This window comes from Streptomyces sp. NPDC046759 (assembly GCF_040645475.1).
GTDB lineage: Bacteria > Actinomycetota > Actinomycetes > Streptomycetales > Streptomycetaceae > Streptomyces.
In genome coordinates this window covers 281,574-303,931 of sequence record NZ_JBEYYJ010000007.1, presented here as the reverse complement: position 1 = coordinate 303,931, position 22,358 = coordinate 281,574, and the positions used below count along the sequence as shown (strand labels likewise).

General features: G+C 69.4%; 15 protein-coding genes. 2 read left to right on the top strand and 13 right to left on the bottom strand.

The annotated features are described in order from the left end of the window. Positions 1–22: 22 nt before the first annotated feature. The 3 genes from ABZ919_RS12900 to rpsO form a co-directional block, all read right to left on the bottom strand. Positions 23–1,402, bottom strand: coding sequence for a pitrilysin family protein (locus ABZ919_RS12900; protein WP_361246399.1), 1,380 nt, complete (start codon positions 1,400–1,402; stop codon positions 23–25). Beyond that, positions 1,399–3,618 (bottom strand): polyribonucleotide nucleotidyltransferase, encoded by a 2,220-nt coding sequence (locus ABZ919_RS12895; RefSeq protein WP_361246396.1) that lies wholly within the window; start codon positions 3,616–3,618, stop codon positions 1,399–1,401. The genes ABZ919_RS12900 and ABZ919_RS12895 overlap by 4 nt, the downstream gene beginning before the upstream one ends. A gap of 338 nt (positions 3,619–3,956) precedes the next feature. Further along, positions 3,957–4,244, bottom strand: a complete 288-nt coding sequence (gene rpsO / locus ABZ919_RS12890; protein ID WP_361246393.1) for a 30S ribosomal protein S15 — start codon at positions 4,242–4,244, stop codon at positions 3,957–3,959. A 433-nt stretch (positions 4,245–4,677) separates the two neighbouring features. Here rpsO and ABZ919_RS12885 point away from each other — a divergent pair, with 433 nt between their 5' ends. Continuing rightward, positions 4,678–5,007 carry a DUF397 domain-containing protein gene (locus tag ABZ919_RS12885; RefSeq protein ID WP_361246390.1) on the top strand — a complete coding sequence of 110 codons (330 nt, stop codon included), beginning with the start codon at positions 4,678–4,680 and terminating at the stop codon, positions 5,005–5,007. A gap of 73 nt (positions 5,008–5,080) precedes the next feature. On the opposite strand, the gene eccD is transcribed toward ABZ919_RS12885, so the two are convergent. Beyond that, on the bottom strand, positions 5,081–6,583 hold the full coding sequence (gene eccD / locus ABZ919_RS12880) for a type VII secretion integral membrane protein EccD (protein WP_361246435.1): 1,503 nt from the start codon (positions 6,581–6,583) through the stop codon (positions 5,081–5,083). Between the two features lie 299 nt (positions 6,584–6,882). On the opposite strand from eccD, the gene eccCa reads away from it, so the two are divergent. After that, positions 6,883–10,848: a type VII secretion protein EccCa gene (eccCa, locus tag ABZ919_RS12875; protein WP_361246387.1), complete on the top strand. Its 3,966-nt coding sequence runs from the start codon at positions 6,883–6,885 to the stop codon at positions 10,846–10,848. Between the two features lie 82 nt (positions 10,849–10,930). Here eccCa and ABZ919_RS12870 read toward each other — a convergent pair whose 3' ends face one another. The 9 genes from ABZ919_RS12870 to mycP all read right to left on the bottom strand — a co-directional run bounded on the left by ABZ919_RS12870 (position 10,931) and on the right by mycP (position 22,355). Then, entirely contained in the window at positions 10,931–13,021 is a 2,091-nt protein-coding gene (locus tag ABZ919_RS12870; protein ID WP_361246384.1) for a PQQ-binding-like beta-propeller repeat protein, read from the bottom strand. Between the two features lie 34 nt (positions 13,022–13,055). Beyond that, the gene (locus ABZ919_RS12865) at positions 13,056–15,299 is read right to left on the bottom strand and encodes a PQQ-binding-like beta-propeller repeat protein (RefSeq protein WP_361246383.1); all 2,244 of its coding nucleotides are present in this window, start codon (positions 15,297–15,299) and stop codon (positions 13,056–13,058) included. A gap of 9 nt (positions 15,300–15,308) precedes the next feature. Beyond that, on the bottom strand, positions 15,309–16,256 hold the full coding sequence (locus ABZ919_RS12860) for a serine/threonine protein kinase (RefSeq protein WP_361246380.1): 948 nt from the start codon (positions 16,254–16,256) through the stop codon (positions 15,309–15,311). A 111-nt stretch (positions 16,257–16,367) separates the two neighbouring features. Beyond that, complete coding sequence (locus ABZ919_RS12855) at positions 16,368–16,670, bottom strand: WXG100 family type VII secretion target (protein ID WP_361246377.1); 303 nt, start codon at positions 16,668–16,670, stop codon at positions 16,368–16,370. A gap of 38 nt (positions 16,671–16,708) precedes the next feature. Beyond that, entirely contained in the window at positions 16,709–17,050 is a 342-nt protein-coding gene (locus tag ABZ919_RS12850) for a WXG100 family type VII secretion target (RefSeq protein ID WP_361246374.1), read from the bottom strand. A 113-nt stretch (positions 17,051–17,163) separates the two neighbouring features. Next, positions 17,164–18,366 carry a S8 family serine peptidase gene (locus ABZ919_RS12845; protein ID WP_361246433.1) on the bottom strand — a complete coding sequence of 401 codons (1,203 nt, stop codon included), beginning with the start codon at positions 18,364–18,366 and terminating at the stop codon, positions 17,164–17,166. A 99-nt stretch (positions 18,367–18,465) separates the two neighbouring features. Further along, the gene (locus ABZ919_RS12840; protein ID WP_361246371.1) at positions 18,466–20,223 is read right to left on the bottom strand and encodes a hypothetical protein; all 1,758 of its coding nucleotides are present in this window, start codon (positions 20,221–20,223) and stop codon (positions 18,466–18,468) included. Next, positions 20,220–20,672 carry a hypothetical protein gene (locus ABZ919_RS12835; protein WP_361246368.1) on the bottom strand — a complete coding sequence of 151 codons (453 nt, stop codon included), beginning with the start codon at positions 20,670–20,672 and terminating at the stop codon, positions 20,220–20,222. Before ABZ919_RS12835 ends, ABZ919_RS12840 begins: the two co-directional genes overlap by 4 nt. 444 nt (positions 20,673–21,116) lie before the next feature. Next, a complete protein-coding gene (gene mycP / locus ABZ919_RS12830) occupies positions 21,117–22,355 on the bottom strand; it encodes a type VII secretion-associated serine protease mycosin (protein WP_361246365.1) in 1,239 nt (412 codons plus the stop codon). Positions 22,356–22,358: the final 3 nt, after the last annotated feature.

Below are 22,358 nucleotides of genomic sequence, written 5' to 3'. Positions count from 1 at the left end.
TTTGGGAGTGACCGGGAGGTGGTTAGGCGACGGCGTCGTGCAGCCGCGCGGCCTGCTTGTCCTTCAGCGGGCCGATGACCGAGAGCGACGGGCGCTGTCCCAGGATGTCGCGGGCGACCGAGCGGACCTCGTCCGGGGTGACCGCAGCTATCCGGTCCAGCATGTCGTCGACGGACATCTGCTCGCCCCAGCACAGCTCACTCTTGCCGATGCGGTTCATCAGCGCGCCGGTGTCCTCCAGCCCGAGGACGGTCGATCCCTGGAGCTGGCCGATGGCGCGGGCGATCTCGTCGTCGGTGAGGCCGTTCGCGGCGACGTGGTCGAGTTCGTCGCGGCAGATCCGCAGCACGTCGTGCACCTGGCTCGGACGGCAGCCGGCGTACACGCCGAACAGGCCGCAGTCGGCGAAGCCGGAGGTGTACGAGTACACGCTGTAGGCGAGGCCCCGCTTCTCCCTGACTTCCTGGAACAGGCGGGACGACATGCCACCGCCGAGGGCGGTGTTGAGCACGCCCATCGCCCAGCGGCGGTCGTCGGTGCGGGCCAGGCCCGGCATGCCGAGGACGACGTGCGCCTGCTCGGTCTTGCGGCCGAGCAGCTCGACCTTGCCGGAGGTGCGGATCGTACGGCTGCCGTCGCGCGGGGCGATGGGCTGCACGTCCAGGGCCGTGAGGGCGCCCGCCTTCTCGAAGGCCGCGCGGACCTGTCGTACGACCTTGTTGTGGTCGATGTTGCCGGCGCAGGCGACCACCAGGTGGGTGGGGTCGTAGTGCTTGCGGTAGAAGCGGCGGATGCGGTCGGCGGTGAGGGCGTTGACCGTGTCGACCGTGCCGAGGACCGGGCGGCCCAGCGCGTTGTCGCCGAACATGGTGTGCGCGAACAGGTCGTGCACACAGTCGCCCGGGTCGTCCTCGGTCATGGCGATCTCTTCGAGGATCGCGCCGCGTTCGACGTCGACGTCCTCCTCGAGGATCAGCGAGCCGGTGAGCATGTCGCACACGACGTCGATGGCGAGCGGCAGGTCGGTGTCGAGCACGCGCGCGTAGTAGCACGTGTACTCCTTGGCCGTGAACGCGTTCATCTCGCCGCCGACGGCGTCGACGGCGGAGGAGATGTCCAGCGCGCTGCGCCGGTGGGTGCCCTTGAAGAGCAGGTGCTCCAGGTAGTGCGTGGCGCCGTTCAGGGCCGGGGTCTCGTCGCGGGAGCCGACGTGCGCCCAGATACCGAAGGTCGCGGAGCGGACCGAGGGCAGGGTCTCGGTGACGATGCGCAGGCCGCCCGGGAGGGTGGTCTTGCGGACGGTGCCGATGCCGTTCTGCCCCTTGATGAGGGTTTGGGTACGGGCGACGGCCCGCGCCTCCGGAGAGGTGCGGGCCGTCGCCTTGGAGCTACGGGACGTCACTGCTCGGCGTCGTCCTTGTCCTGCTCGTCGCCTTCCTCGCCCTCGATCACCGGAACGAGGGAGAGCTTGCCGCGGGAGTCGATCTCGGCGATCTCGACCTGGACCTTCTGGCCCACACCGAGGACGTCCTCGACGTTCTCCACGCGCTTGCCGCCGGCGAGCTTGCGGATCTGCGAGATGTGCAGCAGACCGTCCTTGCCGGGCAGCAGGGAGACGAACGCACCGAAGGTGGTCGTCTTGACGACCGTACCCAGGTAGCGCTCGCCGACCTCGGGCATCGTCGGGTTGGCGATGCCGTTGATCGTGGCGCGGGCGGCCTCCGCCGAGGGACCGTCGGCGGCACCGATGTAGATCGTGCCGTCGTCCTCGATGGTGATCTCGGCGCCCGTGTCCTCCTGGATCTGGTTGATCATCTTGCCCTTGGGGCCGATGACCTCGCCGATCTTGTCGACCGGGATCTTGACGGTGATGATCCGCGGAGCGTGCGGGCTCATCTCGTCGGGCCGGTCGATGGCCTCCATCATCACGTCGAGGATGTGCAGGCGGGCGTCGCGGGCCTGCTTGAGGGCCGCGGCCAGGACGGAGGCCGGGATGCCGTCCAGCTTGGTGTCGAGCTGGAGGGCGGTCACGAACTCCTTGGTGCCGGCGACCTTGAAGTCCATGTCGCCGAAGGCGTCCTCGGCACCGAGGATGTCGGTGAGGGTGACGTAGTGCGTCTCGCCGTCGATCTCCTGGGAGATCAGGCCCATGGCGATACCGGCGACCGGGGCCTTCAGCGGCACACCGGCGTTCAGCAGCGACATGGTGGAGGCGCAGACCGAGCCCATGGACGTCGAGCCGTTGGAGCCGAGGGCCTCGGACACCTGGCGGATCGCGTAGGGGAACTCCTCGCGCGAGGGCAGCACCGGCACGAGCGCGCGCTCGGCGAGGGCGCCGTGGCCGATCTCGCGGCGCTTCGGGGAGCCGACGCGGCCGGTCTCACCGGTGGAGTACGGCGGGAAGTTGTAGTTGTGCATGTAGCGCTTGCGGGTCACCGGGGAGAGGGTGTCCAGCTGCTGCTCCATGCGGAGCATGTTGAGGGTGGTGACGCCCAGGATCTGGGTCTCGCCACGCTCGAACAGCGCGGAGCCGTGCACCCGCGGGATCGCCTCGACCTCGGCGGCGAGCGTACGGATGTCCGTCACGCCACGGCCGTCGATGCGCTTCTTCTCCTTGATGACGCGCTCACGGACCAGGGTCTTGGTCAGCGAGCGGTACGCGGCGGAGATCTCCTTCTCGCGGCCCTCGAACTCCGGCAGGAGCTTCTCGGCGGCGAGCCCCTTGACGCGGTCCAGCTCGGCCTCGCGCTCCTGCTTGCCGGCGATGGTGAGCGCCTGGGCGAGCTCGGGCTTGACCGCGGCGGTCAGCGCCTCCAGGACGTCGTCCTGGTAGTCCAGGAAGATCGGGAACTCGCCGGTCGGCTTGGCGGCCTTGGCGGCGAGGTCGGACTGGGCGCGGCACAGGACCTTGATGAAGGGCTTGGCGGCCTCCAGACCGGCGGCGACGACCTCCTCGGTCGGCGCCTCGGTGCCACCCTCGACCAGCTTGATGGTCTTCTCGGTGGCCTCGGCCTCGACCATCATGATCGCGACGTCGCCGTCCTCCAGGACGCGACCGGCGACGACCATGTCGAAGACGGCGTCCTCGAGCTCGGTGTGCGTCGGGAACGCGACCCACTGGCCGCGGATCAGCGCGACGCGGACGCCGCCGATCGGGCCGGAGAAGGGCAGGCCGGCCAGCTGCGTGGACGCGGACGCGGCGTTGATCGCCACGACGTCGTACAGGTGGTCGGGGTTGAGCGCCATGACCGTGCAGACGACCTGGATCTCGTTGCGCAGGCCCTTCTTGAAGGACGGGCGCAGCGGGCGGTCGATCAGGCGGCAGGTGAGGATGGCGTCCTCGGAGGGACGGCCCTCACGGCGGAAGAAGCTGCCGGGGATCTTGCCGGCGGCGTACATCCGCTCCTCGACGTCCACCGTGAGCGGGAAGAAGTCGAGCTGGTCCTTGGGGTTCTTGGAGGCGGTGGTGGCCGACAGCACCATGGTGTCGTCGTCCAGGTACGCCACGGCGGAACCGGCTGCCTGCTTGGCCAGGCGGCCGGTCTCGAAGCGGATGGTGCGGGTGCCGAAGGGACCGTTGTCGATGACGGCCTCGGCGTAGTGGGTCTCGTTCTCCACTAGCGTTTTCTCCGTTACGTATCGTCTTTCGTCCCTTGGCTGCCCGTGTGGCAGGGGGACGGTGGCGGAGAAGCGCTCCGTCTGGTGCGGGCCGGTCTTCGATCGAAGCACCCGGGGCTCGCATCCCCCGGGGGCCACTACCGAGGACCGGCGGCGGCGAGGTGCGCTTCTCCTCGTTCTGTGTCGTACGTCGTTCTGTGCCGTACGTCGTTCTGTGTCGTGCGTATTGCGTTGTGCTACCACACTACAAAGCGTGAGTGACACTCCGCACGTTTCCGTGTGTACGACGAAGGGAGCGGTCCCCGGGTGCTACCGGGAACCGCTCCCTTCACGGCGTCCTACTTGGCGCCCGCCGCACCACGGCGGATGCCGAGGCGGTCGACCAGCGTACGGAAGCGCTGGATGTCCTTCTTCGCCAGGTACTGGAGAAGGCGGCGGCGCTGACCGACCAGGATCAGCAGGCCACGACGGGAGTGGTGGTCGTGCTTGTGGGTCTTGAGGTGCTCGGTCAGGTCGGAGATCCGACGGGAGAGCAGAGCGACCTGGACCTCGGGGGAGCCGGTGTCACCCTCCTTGGCACCGAACTCGGCGATGATCTGCTTCTTCGTAGCGGCGTCGAGCGACACGCGTACTCCTCATAGTCTCTTGAGTGCCACCGAGTGCCCCCGGTCTACATCTCGGGGGAGCTTCCGTTACTCGGGAGGCGGGATCCGCTGGGCGCGGCCACCAGAACCGAAGGCTCCGGGGGTGCGTACACAAACGGCCGTCACTGAGGGTACCAGCACGCTTCGGCCGTCCGTGTCACCGGTTGCGCCCGGCGTTCCAGACCAGGAGCGCGATGACCGCCACGACCAGGACGACGACCCGGCATGCGCACGCTCGTTGCGTGCCTGTGACGAAACCTCCGCTCCCCGGGCACAGGCGGCCGCCCCTTGCCCCGCTTGTCCGGCGGGCGCCCTCCTGCGGGCGTTGACCAGGCGATTTCACGGTACGCATGCGTGCCCTCCCAGTAGGGTGACACCGCAACGCTGTCCGTACGCCGAAGGGGGCCGCTTCACCATGGCCGAGACACAGGGCACGAGCACCGGGGCGCCGGCGCCGGAATCACAGGAAGACGTCAAGGCGCGCAAGGAGCGGGAGCGGGACGAGCTGTACGCGCTCGACATCTCGGGCGTGGAGTGGCAGTGCGCGCCCGGTACGGAGGAGCACGAGGAGCGGGTCGAGATCGCGTACCTGCCCGGCGGGGCCGTGGCCATGCGTTCGTCCCTCGACCACGACACCGTGCTGCGCTACACCGAGGCCGAGTGGCGGGCGTTCGTGCTGGGTGCGCGGGACGGGGAGTTCGACCTGGAGGACGGCGAGCCCAACGGGGGGCTCGCGGCGCAGTGAGCGTCGCCGGACGGTGACGGCAGCGGGCCCGGGCCCCTGGAGGAGCACGGGCCCGCTGCCGTCACCGAGTGGGTCATTTGCTGGTCATGGCCCGGGCGGTCGCGTACACGTTGAAGACGGCCAAGGTCAGCGGAATCAGGGTCAGCAGGACGAACCCTTCGCAGATCTCCAGGAAGCGGCCCCAGAACGGGGTCAGTCCGCCGCGCGGCAGGATCAGGCCCAGCGCCGTGACCACCGCCGAGGCCGCGGCGATGGCCGCGATCAGCCAGATGGTGCGGATGTCCAGGTCGGTACGGTCGCCGGTGAGCGCCTCGAGCATCACACGGTGTGGCGGGTTCAGGGCGAGGCCGAGGCCGAGCAGGACCAGACAGGCGAGGCCGGCGCCCAGAACGGGCGCGACCTGGGCGGTGTACCGGAAGAGCCCGGCGCGCATCAGCATCGCGACACCGGTGGCGAGTGCGAGCACCTGAGCCCAGACGTCGTCGGAGAAGCCGAGGACCGCGCAGGCCCCGACGGCGAGGACCGCGCAGCCGCCGACCAGGCCGACGAGGAGTTCGTGACCGCGTCGGGCCTGGGCACCGATCCGCTCCGTGTCCACGGGTTCGGGCGTGCCGGACTCGGTGCCGTAGGCGGAGCGGGCGGGGCCGCTGCTGGGGTTCTCGAAGCCGATCGGCAGCCGTGCGAAGCGCATGGACATGCCGGGCAGGAAAGCCAGCGCCCCCACGGCGGCAGGCGCACACACGGCTGCCATCTGGGTCGGGGACCAGTTGGTCAGGGTGGCGGCGAAGGCGACGATCAGGGCGATCGCCGAGGCGAACACGAAGGCCACGAACGGCCCGTCGCCGTACGGGGAGCACAGGGCGAGCATCAGGGCTGCGACGAGGACGGCGGCGCAGGCCAGCAGGAACTGCAGCCTGCCGATGCCCTCCCCGTGCATCAGCGGCAGCAGTCCGCTGCCCGCGACACCGATGTTGGACAGGGCGCCGAGGCCGAGGGCGACGGCCGAGCCGCGGTCGTCGTAGACGCGGGCGCGAACCGCGGAAAGCACGACCAGGAGGACGCCGGCGACGGCGGCGAGGATGCCGGCCAGGCCGTGCATGTCGTGACGGGGGTCGGCGGTCCAGGCGACGAACGCGAGCAGCGTCGGCAGCGCCGCGCCGCCCACGAGACCCGCGGTCCGGGTCAGGTCTGCGCTCCACAGCTTGTGCTGCTTGGTGACGGCGGAGGCGACAGCCTCCGCGACGTCGTCGTAGACGGCCGGCGGCAGGGATTCCGCGAACGGGCGCAGGGTGAGGAGCTCACCGTCGAGAATCCGCTGGGCCGCGAAGGAGCGGGCGCTTTCCAGCACGGTCCCGTTGGTGCGGACGAGGTGGTAGCCGACCGGGGCGCCCGCCTCGGAGCTCTGCTGCGACAGCCGGAGGATTTCCGGATAGAGGTCGGCGACCGGAACGTCGTCGGGCAGTGCCACGTCGATACGGCTGTCGGGCGCGACGATGGTGACCCGGCAGAAGCCGAGTCCGGTGCCGGACCCGGCGGGAGTTCCCGTTCCGGATCCGCCGGTGGCGGCGGCCGTCATGCTCACCTGCTGCTCCCCCTCAGTGGTGGTGGTGCGTCTGCTTCGTGAAAGTCTCGTGGCGGTTCGCCCCGTGCGTGGCGGCACGGGCGACGTACGGCGAGGTTCCGGGCCCTTCCCGCCTCGACATCGAGGGGCTTGTCCCGGTATGCCTGCCTGCTCGGCGTGTGCTCACGCGAACATCCGGCACCCTACCGCTCACCCGTGTGCCGTGAACTCAGTAGGATCACGCGGCGGCCTGCGTCCGCCGGACACGGGGCGGCGGACGGAAAGCCTGGGTCGGGCAAGGGAATTGGTGAGCAGTGAGCCAGATCGTCGTCAAGCGCCCCGCTAGGGCGCTTCCCTCCGAAGTGCCCACGGAAGAGGTCGTTGTCCAGCCACCGCCCGAATTGCCGCGGGGGCACCAGGAGAGCGTGCTGATGCAGCTCCTGCCCACGCTCGGCATGGGCGGCTCGGTGGTGTTCTTCTTCACGAACGGCCAGCCGTTCATGAAGATCATGGGCATGATCATGATCGCGTCGACCGTGGCGATGTCCATCGCGATGGTGGTCCGCTTCCGCCGTGGCTCCCAGGGCCAACTGGCCGACCTGCGACGCGACTACCTCAGCTATCTGTCGCAGACCCGCATGGCCGCCGTGAAGACGGCTAAGGCGCAGCGGGACGCGCAGTACTACCTGCACCCCTCCCCCGAGCAGCTGTGGGCACTCGTCGCCGAGGGCAGCCGGGTCTGGGAGCGGCGGCCGGGCGACGAGGACTTCGCGCACGTGCGCATCGGCCTGGGCCCGCAGCCGCTGGCGACTCCGCTCATCTCCCCGGAGACGGGGCCCGTCGAACAGTTGGAGCCGCTGACCGCAGGCGCGATGCAGCGCTTCCTCGCCACGCACGAGACCGTCGGCGACCTGCCGATGGCGGTGTCCCTGCGCGCCTTCTACCACGTCACGATCAGCGGTGAACCGCAGTCCGTACGGTCCTGCGCCCGTGCACTGGTCGGCTCGCTGGCCTCCCTGCACTCCTCGGAGGACCTGATCATCGCGGTGGCCACGGGCCGGGAGGCGCTGGCCCACTGGGACTGGGCGAAGTGGCTGCCGCATGTGCAGGCCACCGACGAGGTGGACGGCGCGGGCAGCCGCAGGCTGATCGGCACCGACCCGCGCCGGCTGGAGGACCTGCTGTCCCTCCGGCTGACCGGCCGTCCCCGTTTCCACCCCGGCGCGTCGCCGCTGCTGGACGCGCCGCACATCGTGTTCGTCCTCGACGACATCTCCCTCCTGCCGGACTCGGTCCTCGCCAACCCCGAGGGGCTGCAGGGCGTCACGGTGGTCGAGGTCGTACCCGGCGAACTCACGACCGCGGGTGGCGACCTGAACGTGGTCGTCCAGCCGGGCGCGCTGCGCCTGGAGTCCGGGCACGGCGAAATCTACGAGGGCCTCCCGGACGCCCTCTCCTACGAGTCCGCCGAAGCGCTGGCGCGGCAACTGGCGCCGCTGCGCATGGCGTCCGGTGGCGACGACGACCAACCGCTGCTCGCCAACCTGGAGTTCACCGACCTGCTGGGCCTGGGAGACGCTGCGTCGGTCGACACCAAGCGGACCTGGCGCCCGCGCGCGCTGGCGGAGCGCCTGCGCGTACCGATCGGCGTCGGCGAGGACGGCCGCCCCGTCATGCTGGACCTCAAGGAGGCGGCCCAGGAAGGCATGGGCCCGCACGGTCTGTGCATCGGTGCGACCGGCTCCGGCAAGTCCGAGCTGCTGCGGACCCTCGTGCTGGGCCTCGCCGTCACGCACTCCTCCGAGACGCTGAACTTCGTCCTCGCCGACTTCAAGGGTGGCGCGACCTTCGCCGGCATGGCACAGATGCCGCACGTCGCCGCGGTCATCACCAACCTGGCCGACGACCTCACTCTGGTCGACCGCATGGGCGACTCGATCCGTGGTGAGCTCAACCGCCGCCAGGAACTGCTGCGTGACGCGGGCAACTACGCCAACATCCATGACTACGAGAAGGCACGTGCGGCGGGCGCCCCGCTGCAGCCGATCCCCTCACTCGTCCTGGTGATCGACGAGTTCAGCGAACTGCTGACCGCCAAACCGGACTTCATCGAGATGTTCGTGCAGATCGGCCGGATCGGCCGTTCGCTGGGCGTGCATCTGCTGCTGGCCTCGCAGCGCCTGGAGGAGGGCCGCCTGCGCGGCCTGGAGACGTATCTGTCCTACCGCATCGGTCTGCGTACGTTCTCCGCGGCGGAGTCACGCGCCGCGCTGGGCGTCCCCGACGCCTACGAACTCCCGAACGTGCCCGGTTCCGGCTTCCTGAAGTTCGGCACGGACGAAATGGTCCGCTTCAAGGCGGCGTACGTCTCCGGCGTGTACCGGTCGGGCCCGCAGCGCGCATCGCTGGGCGGCGGCCCCCTGCCGGTGGACCGGCGCCCGGTCCTGTTCACGGCCACCGAGGTGCCCGTGCAGTACACCGCCATCCCCCAGCAGCGCACCGCGCCGGCCACCGAGGTCGACGAGGCGCTCGCCGACACGGTCCTCGACGTGATCGTGCGCCGGCTGGAGGCCCAAGGCCCGGCGGCGCACCAGGTGTGGCTGCCGCCGCTGGAGAGCCCGCCCTCGCTGGACGCGTTGCTGCCCGGCCTCGCTGCGGTGCAGGGCCGCGGTCTGACCCAGCCGAACTACGAGGGCGCCGGCCGCCTGATCGTCCCGGTCGGCCTGGTCGACAAGCCGTACGAGCAGCGCCGCGACCGGCTGATGCTCGACTTCTCGGGCGCCGCGGGCCACATGCAGATCATCGGTGGCCCGCAGTCCGGCAAGTCGACCCTCCTGCGCTCCCTGATCTGCTCCTTCGCCCTCACCCACACGCCGCACGAGGTGCAGTTCTACGGCCTGGACTTCGGTGGTGGCGGTATGGCGGCGGTGGACGGCCTGCCGCACGTGGGTGGTGTGGCCTCCCGCCTGGATCCGGAACGGGTCCGCCGCACGGTCTCCGAGGTGTACGGCGTCCTGACCCGCCGCGAGGAGTACTTCCGCTCCGCCGGCATCGCCTCGATCGCCGACTACCGCAGCCGCCGCGCCCGCGGCGAGATCTCGGTCACCGACCAGCCCTGGGGCGACGTCTTCCTGATCATCGACGGCTGGGGCAACTTCCGCACCGACTACGAGGCCCTGGAACCGGCGGTCCTGGACATCGCCGCGCGCGGCCTCGGCTACGGCATCCACGTCGTGATCACGGCGTCCCGCTCCATGGAGGTCCGGGCGAACCTCAAGGACCACCTGATGAACCGCCTGGAGCTGCGCCTGGGCGACGTCATGGACTCGGAGATCGACCGCAAGGTGGCGGTGAACGTCCCCACCGGCGTTCCCGGCCGTGGTCTGTCCCCCCAGAAGCTGCACTTCATGGCGGCCGTGCCGCGCATCGACGGTCTGACGTCCGACACCGACCTGGCCGAGGCCACGGCGGCGCTGTCCACCGAGGTCGGCCGTCACTGGCAGGCACCGGGCGCGCCCAAGGTGCGGCTGCTGCCGCGCCGGCTGGAGGCGGTCCAGCTGCCGCCGGGCGACCGCTTCCCGAAGCAGGGTGTCGCCTTCGCGCAGGACGAGGACAACCTGGAGCCGGTGTTCCTCGACTTCGAACAGGACCCGTTCTTCCTCGTCTTCGGCGAGAGCGAGTCCGGCAAGTCCAACCTGCTGCGACTGCTGCTCAAGCAGCTGTCGCTGCGGTACGGCGGCGACGAGGCGAAGTTCTTCGTGGTCGACAACCGCCGTTCGCTCCTGGACATCACCCCCGCTTCCCATCTGGCGGAGTACATCCCGATGTCCAGCCAGATGGACCACCACATGACGGCCCTGGCCGACCTCATGCAGCGCCGCACCCCCACGGCGGACGTCACACCGCAGCAGCTGCGGGACCGGAGCTGGTGGCGGGGCCCGCAGGTCTTCGTCGTGATCGACGACTACGACCTCGTCTCCACGTCCAGCGGCAACCCGCTCAACGGCCTGACGGAAATGCTGCCCTTCGCTCGCGACGTCGGCGTCCGCTTCATCATCGCCCGCTCGTCCGCAGGCGCGAGCCGCGCCTCCTACGAGCCGTTCATGCAGCGCATGAAGGAACTCGGCGCCCAGGGGATCGTCCTGGCCGGCGACCCGGCGGAAGGCGACATCCTCGGCGGCGTCCGGCCGCGGCCGATGCCCGCGGGACGGGGCGTCTTCGTGTCGCGGAAGCGGGGGAAGCCGTTGGTCCAGACGGGGCTGGTGGACGTGGAGTACTGACGTCCCCCTGGAGTTCTGCGCATACGCCGGATCCGGCGGTCCGATCGGACCGCCGGATCCGGCGTTCTGGTGGGCGGCGTGGTCAGAAGACCGGGAAGGCGATCAGGGAACCGCCGGCCGTGGCGAAGGCCCGATTGCCGCCGACCGCGAGGCTGACCGGGATCTTGACACCCAGGAACGAAAGGACGTCGTAACTCCAGCCCTGCGAGCCGTCCTTGATGCTCAGGGTACGCACCGTGGTGCCGTTGTACTGCTGGTCGATCACCCAGACGCCGTTGCCCTGAACCAGAACCGGGCCCTGGCCATCCTCCGACGACGACCACTGCTCTTGGCCGCCGCGGAGGGGAAACCGGCTGACATCGCCCCCGATGGTCGCGTACACGGAATCGCCTGAGACCTCGGCAGGGCCGTACTCCGGCGGGTCCGCGTATGAGTCCGTCTCCTGCCAGAGTTCCTTGCCGTCCGAGACTCTCCGCGCGGACAGCGACTTGCCATTGAGGTAGACGACACCGTTGCGGACGGTCGGAACGATTTGATTCTTCCTCGCCTGGTTGTACAGCGCCCAGAGAGTGCGGCCGGTCTTCGTGCTGACCGCCAGAGCATGTCCACCGGCGGTCGCGACGACCAGTGTTCCGCTGCCGGCCGCGCCCTGCGCGTAGACGCCGGTTCGGAACCGCTCCGGTGGTGACACGGTCCAGCGGATCCTCGCGTCAAAGCGCCCCACCGAACGCAGCCGGTGGTCCTTCGTCAGGACGTACACCGCCTCCTCGTCGGCGGCCAGCAGCGCCTTGGCGCCGGCCTTCGCCGTCCACTTCGGCTCGCCCGTGGACGGGACGAAGGTGTGGAGCGTGCCTTCCTTGTCGGCGGCCACGAGCAGCCGGTCGGAGAGCGAGAGCCAACGGCTGGTCATCTCCATGTCCGCGGCCTGCCAGCGACGCTTGCCGTCGACGACGTTGAACGCCGCGATGCCGCCGGCCGCGGTACCGGCGATGACGACGTCCCGGACCGCCAGCGGAGCCGGCGAGTCGGTGGCCACCGCCGCATCGTGCTTCCAGAGCGGCTTCACCGGGTCACCGACGATGTAGTCGCCGTCGTCGGCCGAAAGGATGCGTGCCGCCGGTGTCTTCGCCGCAGGCGGGATGGTGAACAGGTCCTTCCTGCTCGGGCCGCCGTCCCGCAGCAGCCACCATCCGGTGCCGCCGGACGCCACGAGCAGAGCGCCACCGGCCGCGAACCCGGTGAGGAGTCTTCGCCGGCTCGGCGCCGCCCCGGCCTGCGTCGTCAACAGCGGCGCGGTCAGTTCCCGCAGCTCATGCTCCCTCTCCCTGATCGCGTCCGCCACGGACCCGCGCTTCCACACCGTGCCGGACTTCTTGGGCGGGGCGAAGGCACCGGCGATCTGCTCCGGCGTGGGCCGCCCCGCCGCCTCCTTGGCGAGACACGGGGCGATCAGGGCGTGCTGTTCGGGGGAGAGCCCGTGCCAGCGCGGCTCGCCGTGGACGACCTCGTACTGCACGGCAGCCACATGTGTGCCCTCGAACGCCCGGTGCCCGGTGCCCGCGTACACGAGGACGGCGCCGAGGGAGAAGACGTCGGCGGCTGCGGAGACCCTGTGCCCGAGCACCTGCTCGGGGGCTCCGTACCCCGGCGTGACCGGGATCTGGCCGGTGGTGGTGAGCGTCAGCCCGTGCTCGGGCCGTGCGATGCCGAAGTCGATGACCCTCGGGCCGTCCGAGGTGAGGACGATGTTCGGCGGCTTGAGGTCGCGGTGCACGAAACCGGCGGCGTGGATGTCGCGCAGGGTAAGGGCAATCGACGCGGCGAGGGCGCGCAGCGCCGCGTCGTCCAGTGGGCCGAGCCGGTCCACGATCTGGTCCAGGGTCGGTCCGACGAGGAACTCGGTGGCGATCCAGGGCCGTCCGCCCTCGGTCTGCGCGCCCAGCACGGCCGCCACACCCGGACTCCGCACGGCCTGGGCCGCCAGCGCCTCGCGCACGAACCGCTGGGCGAGGCCGGTGTCATGGGCGAGTTCGGGCCGGAGCACTTTCACGGCGGCGACGGTGCCCGCGTGGTCCTGCCCCACGTACACCTTGCCCATGCCGCCCTCGCCCAGCACACCGAGCAGCCGGTACGGGCCGAGACGGATCGGGTCGCCGGTCCCCAGGGGTTTCATCGCTTGTCGCTCTCTCTTCTCAGCACCGATCGGCCTACCGCAGCGGGAAGGCGGCGAGGAATCGGCCGCCCAGCGCGATGATCTCCCCCGCCTTCTCATGGATCATGAAGCGGTCGCCGGTGGTCCGGTAGGAGTGCGCCGGGGCATGGGAGGAGAGTTCGATCGCCCACAGCCGCGACCCCCGCTTGCTGTACACGTAGTCGGAGCCGACCACGGGTGCGGCGTTCAGATCTGCTGTGGTTCCCTGCCCGCCCTCCTCCTGCCACTTGACGCCCCCGCTCGACGGGTCGAAGGCGACGAGCCCGAGCCCCTTCTCGACGGCGTACAAGGTGCCGTCCCTGAGAGCGGGAAGGCCGTAGGTACGGCCGGGCCGCCTCGACTTGGAGTCCCAGGCCACGCTGCCGTCGCTGAGCCGCAGAGCCCTGAGCCGGCCGGCGCCGACATACAGGTGCTGTGCGTCGGTGACCAGGGGCTGCCGTACGCGGTCCGGTTCGACGCCGTCCAGCTTTCGGTCCCAGCGCACGGTGCCCGTGCGGATGTCACGCAGGACTGCGTGCACACTGCCGTCGTCGGCCTCCTGGAGCGCCACGAGACCGTTTCCCACGACGGAGGCACCGAGGAAGTACAGGTGCGCGGCCGCCTGGCGCCGGCTCGGCAGCGGTGCCGTCCACAGCCGCTTGCCCGTGCCGATGTCGACCGCGATCACGTACCAGGACTGGGAGGCGAGGTAGCCGAAGTCGAACTCACCGCGCCCGGCCACCGCATAGAGCACCCCGCCCGCGACGCACAGCGCCTGGTTCAGCGGGAGGCCCCTGAGATCGGAGAACTGCGCGAAGGGGTCACCCTCCTTGCCGGTGCGGACGTCGGCCGAGGCCAACGCGAGCGGGTACGCATGGGCAGTTTCGTCATTGATGTCGGGCGGGATGTAGCCGTCGTCCACGAACGTCATCGCGATGATGCGATCCGTGTCGTAGCCGAACTGCCAGGTGTACTCCATGCCGTCCGACTTCCAGACGACCTCCCCGGTCCGCGCCATGACTCCGTTCAGACCGTCCCCGACCATGAGCACCACCAGGTTGTCGACGGCGTGCAACTGCGCTGGAAAGTTGCTCATCGGCTCGTCGGTGAAGTCCGCGTTCTCCGGGTCAGTCACCTGGATCTGCCAGAGGGAGTCGAGTTGTTTCTTCGGCAACAGGCTGTTGCTGGGCCCGGGTGCAGGCTGTGTCTTCGAGCCGCCGGCCCGGTCGCTCCACGCCCAGGCCGCCGCCGTTCCGGCAGCCGCGACGCCCAGCGCCGCGCCTCCTCCGGTGAGCAGCAGCCGACGACGGGACCATCGGGCAGGGGCAGCCGTCGGTGCCATGACCGCTGCTTCGGCCGGAGCCGGCAGCCGCTGCGGTGTGACCTGCCAGACCTCGGTGGCCCGCCGCCCGATGTCGGCCAGGAGCACGTCCGGCAGGTGATCGGCGAACTCGCCTGCTCCGTCGTGCAGCCGGGAGGCGAGCCAGCCGGTCGTCGGCCGCCGGAACGGGTTCTTGTCCAGGCACTGCGCGAGGAGCGGCACCAGGCCGTGGGGTACACCGCTCAGGTCGGGCTCGCCGTATTGCACGCGGTACAGCAGATCCGCCGCCTGCCCATGCCCGAACGGCGGATGCCCGGTGGCCGCGAAGACGAGCAGGCCGGCGAGCGCGAAGACATCACCCGTAGCCGTGTGCTCCTGCCCGCTCGCCTGTTCCGGCGACATGAAGGCGGGCGTGCCGACGGCGACCCCGACCCGGGTGAGATGGTCGTCGCCTGCAGCGCGGGCGATACCGAAGTCGATGACCTTCGGTCCGTACGCGGTGATGAGGATGTTGGAGGGCTTGAGGTCACGGTGGACGACATCCGAGGCGTGCAGCTGACCCAGCGCACCGCACAGTGCCGCCCCCAGCGCCCGTACGGACGCCTCGGGTAGCGGACCGCACAGTTCCACGGCCTCGTCGAGCGGTGGCCCGAGCACGTACTCGGTGGCGAACCAGGGCGTCTCGGCCCGCGGGTCCGCGTCGACCACCCCGGCGCCGAACCGCTCCCCCACGACCCGGGCCGCATCGGTCTCCAGCCGGAACCGGGTGCGGAAGGCCGGGTCGGAGGCGATGCGGGCGTGCATGGTCTTCAGCGCGACGGTACGGCCGCCCGCGGTGCGCGCGAGGTAGACGGTGCCCATGCCGCCGCTGCCGAGGCGGGCGATCGGCCGGTAGGGACCGACCGCGTGGGGGTCGTCATGAGTGAGAGGGGAAGGCATGGGCTGTCTTCAGTTCGAGTGGGATACCGGACCGGTGGGCGACGCGGGGGCGGTCTCGTGGGGGATCTCGGCCATGAGGACGGCCGCCGACTGATGGGCGAGGGCCGCCACAACACGTCCGGGGAGCCATCCGGGGCCCACGAGGGCGGCGGAACTGCTGTCCGGCCCACCGCCCATGGCGTCGGTCACCTCCGCCAGCTGAGGGCGGTTGCCCGGGTCGCGTGAGAGACACCGGGCGATCAGAGCACGGAATGCGGCGGGAAGTTCGTCCTGTTCCGGTGTCGTGTACCCGGTGGCCGCGTAGGCGAGTGTCGCTCCGAGGGCGTACACGTCACCGAGGGGACGCGGGTGCCCGCCGGATGCCTGTTCCGGCGGCAGGCTGCCCGGTTCGAGCCCCGGCAGCCCCGAGCGGGACGTACCGTCGGGCCCGGCTGCGCGTACCGCGCCGAAGCAGGTGAGGCGGGGTCCGTCGGCGGCGAGCAGGACGGCCGCCGGAGACACGCCCGCGAAGGTCAGTCCTTGGCCGTGCACGATCGCGAGCGTCTCGGCGAGAGCGAGGCCGAGCGCGCGTACGGTCCGCTCCGGCAGCGGACCGCCGTGTACGGCGAGGGCGGTCGGCAGCGGCAGGACGGGCAGGTACGGGCGGGAGCACCAGGCGGGCTCACCCGGACCGGCGAGGGCGGTGGCCGGTGCCGCGCAGGGGCCGAGGAGGTAGCGGGAGGCGTCGGCCTCCGCCAGGAAGAGGTGGGGATCACGACCGGGGAGGGGAAGGGAGAGCAGCGCGGTGTGCCGGCCGTCGGCGCTGCGGGCGATGTACCGCCGCTCCGGAACGGGCACCTTGGTGCGGGGATCGTCCAGCGCGGTGATCAGGCGGTAGGGGCCCACCCGCCGCTGCGCTTTCGCGGCTCTGCCCGGTTCTTCCCCGGCGGCCACATCCGTGGTGCCTGTGGCGTGCATGTCCCGTCCTGACTCTTGCGCTCTGCCGGGTCCGTCCCGGGCACGACAGGGGGTGGGCACCCTCCGTGCGTGCCCACCCCGTTACCACGACGTGCTCATGGTCCCGGCCGCTTACTGGAAGTAGCTGGCGGCCTTCTTGTCGCCGCCCATGTAGTCGCCGCCGGCGGCGTGCACGGCGCGGCCGATGGCGACCAGGGCCTCGTGGATGGCCCGGGCCTCCTTGTCCCACTCGGCCTGCTTCCGGGTGTACGCCTGGTGGGCCTCGCCCTCCCACATGCCCGAGACCTTCTGGACCTCGCCCTTGATCGTCTCGAGGCTGGCTTCGAGCTTCTGGGCCTGGTTGGCGATTTCGGTCGCCATCTGGTCGAGACCGTCGTAATGGACTTCCGTCACGCCACTGTTGTTGACGCCCATGATTCCTCCGTTGCTGAAAAGTGGTGGTCCGGCCGCTGTCAGTAGTGCGTCAGCGCCGAGTGCGAGCCACCGAGATTCACGTCGATCTTCTGGACCGTGGCGCGGACCTGGTCCTCGGTGTGGTCGTTGATCTTCATGGTGGTGTTCATCGACTCGATGAACCCGACCAGGATGTTGCCGATCCGGACCATGTGCTCGTTGATCTCGGTCTGCTTCTGGTTGAACGCGCCGGCGCCGATGCCCTTCCAGTGACCCTCGATCGAGTCGATCAGGTGCTGGAGGCGCCCCAGCTGACCCTTGATGTCGTCGAACTGCGCCAGAAGCTTCTGCTCAAGACCTGCGACCGATTCTTTGGTGATCTTCTGAGTGCCTGCTGCCACTTCGATGCCTTTCTTTGTGAACTGGCCTTGCCTGGCGCCGAATTCCGAAGACGGCACGGTCGGCAAGCGGACCTCTGCCCATTCGGCGAACGAGCAGCTGTGCGGGAGACCGGTCAGGCGTTACGGCGTGCACGCAGCACGGCGAATCCGACGCCTCCGACGACTAGTACGGCGGCTGCGGCGCCGACGATCACCCAGGTTTGCGTGCTACCGCCGGAGCCGGAGTCCTTCGCGGCGGCGGAAGTGGGGCCGCTGGAGTTTCCGGTGCCCTTGGCCGACGTCCCGGAAGAAGGCGCCGCCGACAGGCTCGGAGTGGCCGTGACGTCTGCGTTCGCGTCCGTGCCGTTCTCGGCGTACAAGGGGTCCTTGTTGGCCGGGCCCGGGTCGATGTTCTTGTCGATCAGCACTCGGCGCGGGCGGATGAGGCCGTAGCCGAGGTACGTACTGGGCTTGTCCTTCGGCCAGGAGCGACCCGCGGTGTCGAGGAGGGTCCGCAAGACCTGGTCGGCCGTCCAGGTGGGGTGAGCCGACCAGACGAGGGCGGCGGAGGCGGAGGCGATGGCGGTGGCGGGGCTGGTTCCCTCGGTGTCGCAGTACTTGGTGAACGTGCCGTCGCACCAGCCGGGGATTCCGACCCCTGGTGCGGCAAAGTCCACATAATCACTCTTTGTGGAGAACTTTGCCACTGTCCCGGACTTGTCGGTCGCGGACACACCGACGACGTACGGGTAGACGGCCGGATACGACGCCTTTCCCTTCTCTCCGTCGTTACCGATGCCCGCGAACATCAACTTCCCCTTGGAGGCGGCGTACTTGACGGCGTCAGCCTCATCCGAGTCGGGGTACGGGAAACTGATGGACATGTTGATGATCTCGGCATCGCTGTCGGCGGCCGCCCGAATCACATCGGCGAGGTTCGCGAACTTCCCGTCATCGCCACTTCGGTCCTTCGCGGTCTGGACGTGGTAGGGAATGATTTTTGCTCCCGGTGCCAGCCCCTTGACACCGCCACCCGCTCCCGTACCGGCAATGATCTCAGCCATGCCTGTGCCATGACCGTCATTGTCCTCGGCCGCCTTGTACGCGACAGACTTCGGCACTTGATTGACCAGCACCTGCCCCTTGAGCGAGGGCGTCGCGGCATTCACGCCTGAGTCGACAACGGCGACCTTCACCCCTTTACCAGTGCTGTGCTTCCATATTTCGTCGGCACCCATGGCGTTCAGATACCACTGCTTCGGCTGAATATCCTCTGCCGCCGCTCCTGGAGCCAGCCCAGCCGACGCAATGACCAGTGTGCCCAGCACCGAACACATTGCCGCCAGACGTCTCACATTGCGCCTCCTCAAGAGGGCAATATTTCTGCCGCGCCGACCGGTCCCTGGCTTCATGCCCGTGTACGTCCTCGCTTGTGTTCAGTCACGCTTCTGTGGCGCATCACGCCGCTGCTTCTGCGGCGGGCGCTGCGGTTGCTTCTTAGCCGGGCCGCCATCACGATCGGTCTCACCGTTCGCGCCCTGGCGGTTGCCGACTGCGCCTCGGCCGAGTCCTGCGCCACGGGCACTGGCCTCGGAGTCTGCGAGTGTCGATCCGGCGGCATTCCGGGGCGCACCGATCACGCCTTCGGGGTTGCTTGCCGAACGCAGCGTCGACTGGCCCGTGCCGGGATCCGCCTTCGCCGTGGGCGCGCCGACAACGCCTCTCTGCCCGAGAGCACCCTTCGGTTGCGCTGAGGAGACCGGCTCCTCGGCGCCGACGACCATACCGCGCGGGACCCGAGAATTGGACGTCTCTCCGGGCGTACGGCCCGTGACGGGCTTGCCGCCCACGACGCCGTTGCGAACCGCGCGGGTGAGGCCGGTCCCTCCGGCACTTTCACCAGGCGTATTGGTCACCCTCGGCATTCCACCTGTGACGCCACGCCCCAGCGGGGAGCGTCCGGCCTGCTGAGTGGATCCACGCACAGCCGATTCACCGGCCGGGGCCGTCGTACGTCCCATGGCTCGCGCAGCCTGCCCCATCGGGCCCTGCGGCCCCCGGCCGCCGGCAACGGATCGAGCCGTCTGCTCCTCGGGTTCCTGTGGCACTCGCCCACTTACGGTGCCCGAAGGGCCCGTGCGCCCCTGCGCCGAAATCGGGAGCCGGCTGATCGGACGATAACCCGTGGTACCCCCGATGGTCGGCGCCATCGGTCCGGGCGCCAGCGGGGGCACGGTCGTTTGCCCTCCACCACCGGCAGTCGGAAGCGTGGGTGCGGGGGGGCCGGGCTGTGTGGTGTGTGTCTGCGGAGGCAGTGTGCCCACGGTGTTGATTTCCGTGCCGACATCGTGGCCCAAATGCCCGCTGGGCTCGTGAACCTCCTTGAGAGGCGGTACACCTCCTCCGGTCTCTGCCCCATGGGACACAGGCGCCACGCCATGGTGTTCCACGACGCTGTGCTTGACCTCAGCCGTTGGCGTCGGCCTCTCCGCGGTGTAACTGCGCCGCTGCTCGTCAATTCCGGTCGACACCCGGGGCACCCCGAAGTCCGGCAGCTTCTCGAGCTGCGCCATGGACGGCTTGGGCTGCGTGTGCAGCGCACTGCCGGCCACCGAGTAGTAGGACCCCAACCGGTTCATCTGGTTGATGGCCTCTTGCCGGTTCTTCTCGACCTGTTGGGCGAGCACGTAGTCCGGGTTGCTCTCGACCTGCTTGGCCTTTGGCAGCAGCCAGGGCCGCTTCTGCTCGCCCGCGGGCCGGGTATCCCGGGGTGGCATGTGTACGGAGGCCAGGCCCGTGCCGGCGGCGGTGATCTCCGCACCGACGTTGTGAGCGTAGTCCTCGAATTCACCGACCCACTTGAGGAGTGACGCGGCGTACTTCTGGAAGGACTTGGCGCCCTCGCCCTCCCAGTCGACCTGGTCGACGTACTTACGCAGGTCCTTGGCGGCGGTGATGACGGCGTCACGGGCATCCCAGATGGCCTTGCCGGCCATCTCCAGATGCTCGGGGTTGGCGTGCTCGACCACGTCGATCATGTCGTTGAGATCGCACTCGTCGAACTGGCTGCTGCCGAACGGCGTGCCCCTGAAGAAGTTTTTCACCGTGCCGAGCGCGTCGGACGCACTGGCGAACCCGTTCGCTTCCTTGATACCGCTCTGGTACTCGGGCTTCTGCTTCCAGTCGTCGCTCACTGGGAGCTCACCCCCGCGGACTTGCCGTCAGTGTGCTGCCTCGTGTCCTTCCGGGGCTGCTGGTCCTTCTTGGGGTGCGTCTTCTCGTACTCCTTGTCGAGCTTGGCCTTGATCTCCCAGAACCGACGCCGCACTTCTTCCTCAGTGCCGTCGTACGTGGTATCCGCCGAGTGCGCCGCACACTGCAGAGCCTCGATGTGCATGCTCAAGGTTGCCGACATGTCCATGAGGACGCCGTGCACGTCCGAGTACTTCTGGTGCAGGTAGTCCGCCTCGGGGAACGGGATCTTCGAACCGCCGAACGACTGGCGGTCAAGTCCGTGATGCCCGAGCTCCGACGGGTTCGCCGGAGACTTCTCGAACGTCGTCAGCGCATCCTTCAACCCACCGCTGAACTTCGCCAGCGCGTCGGCGCCGCGCCTCAGATCCGCGCTGCCACCGTCACTCACCGTGGCCCCTTCCCCGTTCCCCGTTGGTCGAGCTGCCGACAGACCGGGGAAGCGCACCCGCACCCCCGGATCCATCGCTGACCACTGTAGTCACTGTGCATTTCTCGGCCAACTGAGCTCTGCGACAGTTCAGTTGCAATGGTGTCCCGAAGTGACCGGGTCTGGAGCCACCCAAGACCGACAAGGTGGCCAATAAAGACAGAAGCATCCCGGCATCTGCGCAGAAACTTCACATGCGTCCAGGGCATGGGACGCCGCGCTTCAGTGAGACGGGAACTTTGCAACCACAAAACTTCTCCGTGGGAAAGCGGTCGTCAGGTTGTCGAAGAGTCAATGGCCGGCAAGTGCCGGGAAGGGTCGACGCATGGCGTGGGCCGAGTGGGAGCTGGTACGTCCGAGTCGGTCGGTCGGTCAGTCAGTCGACGCGGGACCTGTGTCCGCATGTCATGCCCGCCCCACCGAACCGCGCCGCCTCCGCCGGGCGTCCCGCAGGGCCACCGCGGCTCCGCCCAGGCCCGCGGCCAGTACGGCCGCGCCGATGGCCACGTACGTGGCGATGCGGGCAGTGCGTTCCTGCGGGGTTTCGCCGAGGGTGAGCTTGGCGGGGGTCGGGGCCTCCGCGTGGGTGAGGCCGGCGTCGGGGTGGGGCGTCTCGATCGGGTGATCGTCCTCCGTGAGGGCGCGGACCGGGTCCACCACGCCCCAGCCGACCAGTCGGTCGTGACCGGCGATCGATCGCTCGGCCGTCTGCTCGATCTGGGCGACGACCTCCCCGGCCGTCCAGTCGGGGTGCTTGGCCTTGATCAGGGCGGCCACGCCCGCCACGTACGGCGCGGAGAAACTGGTGCCGTTGTCGGAGCAGTGGCCGCCCTTGGGCACCGTGGAGATCATGTCGACGCCCGGGGCGGCGACTCCCACCCAGCTCCCGGACTGGGAGAAGGCCGCGCGTTCGTTGTTGCGGTCGGAGGCGGCGACGGCGAGGACTCCGTCGTAGGAGGCGGGGTACGTCGGCTTGACATTGCCGTCGAGTCCGTCGTTGCCCGCCGAGGCGACCACGACGATCTGGTTGTGCAGAGCCTCGTTGATCGCGTTGTGCAGGTCGCCGCCCGGTGGCACGGCCTTGGCCGTGTCCTGGGAGATGTTGATGACCTGGGCCTTCACCGCGATCGCATGCCTGATCGCCGCGGCGAGGCTGGCCGCCGTGCCATGGCCCTCGGCATCGTTCTGCTTGATCGGGACGATCGTCGCCTCCGGGGCGAGACCGACGAAGCCGGTGCCCTTCATGGGGCGGGCGGCGATGATGCCCGCCACGCGCGTGCCGTGCCCGACCGTGTCGGTCGTGCCGTACTTGTTGCCCCGGTCGATCGACTCACCCTTGACCTTGCTGGGCAGCAGGTTTTCACCCAGGGACGCGTCCACTGCGCCGGTCAGCTGTGGGTTGGTGGTGTCGACACCCGTGTCGATCACCGCCACCTTCACATTCTTGCCCTTCGACTGGCTCCACAGTTCGTCGAGGTTGACCCGCTGCAACGCCCAGGGCGTGCCGGTGTACTTGTGGTTGTTCTTGGAGAACGTGCACTGGTCGGACGCGGAGTCGGCCGCGGCCATCGGGGCCGCCAGCAGCGAGGCGGTGATGGCCAGCGCCGTCGCCAGGGTCATACGGGTGCGCAGTGTGGATCGCATCGG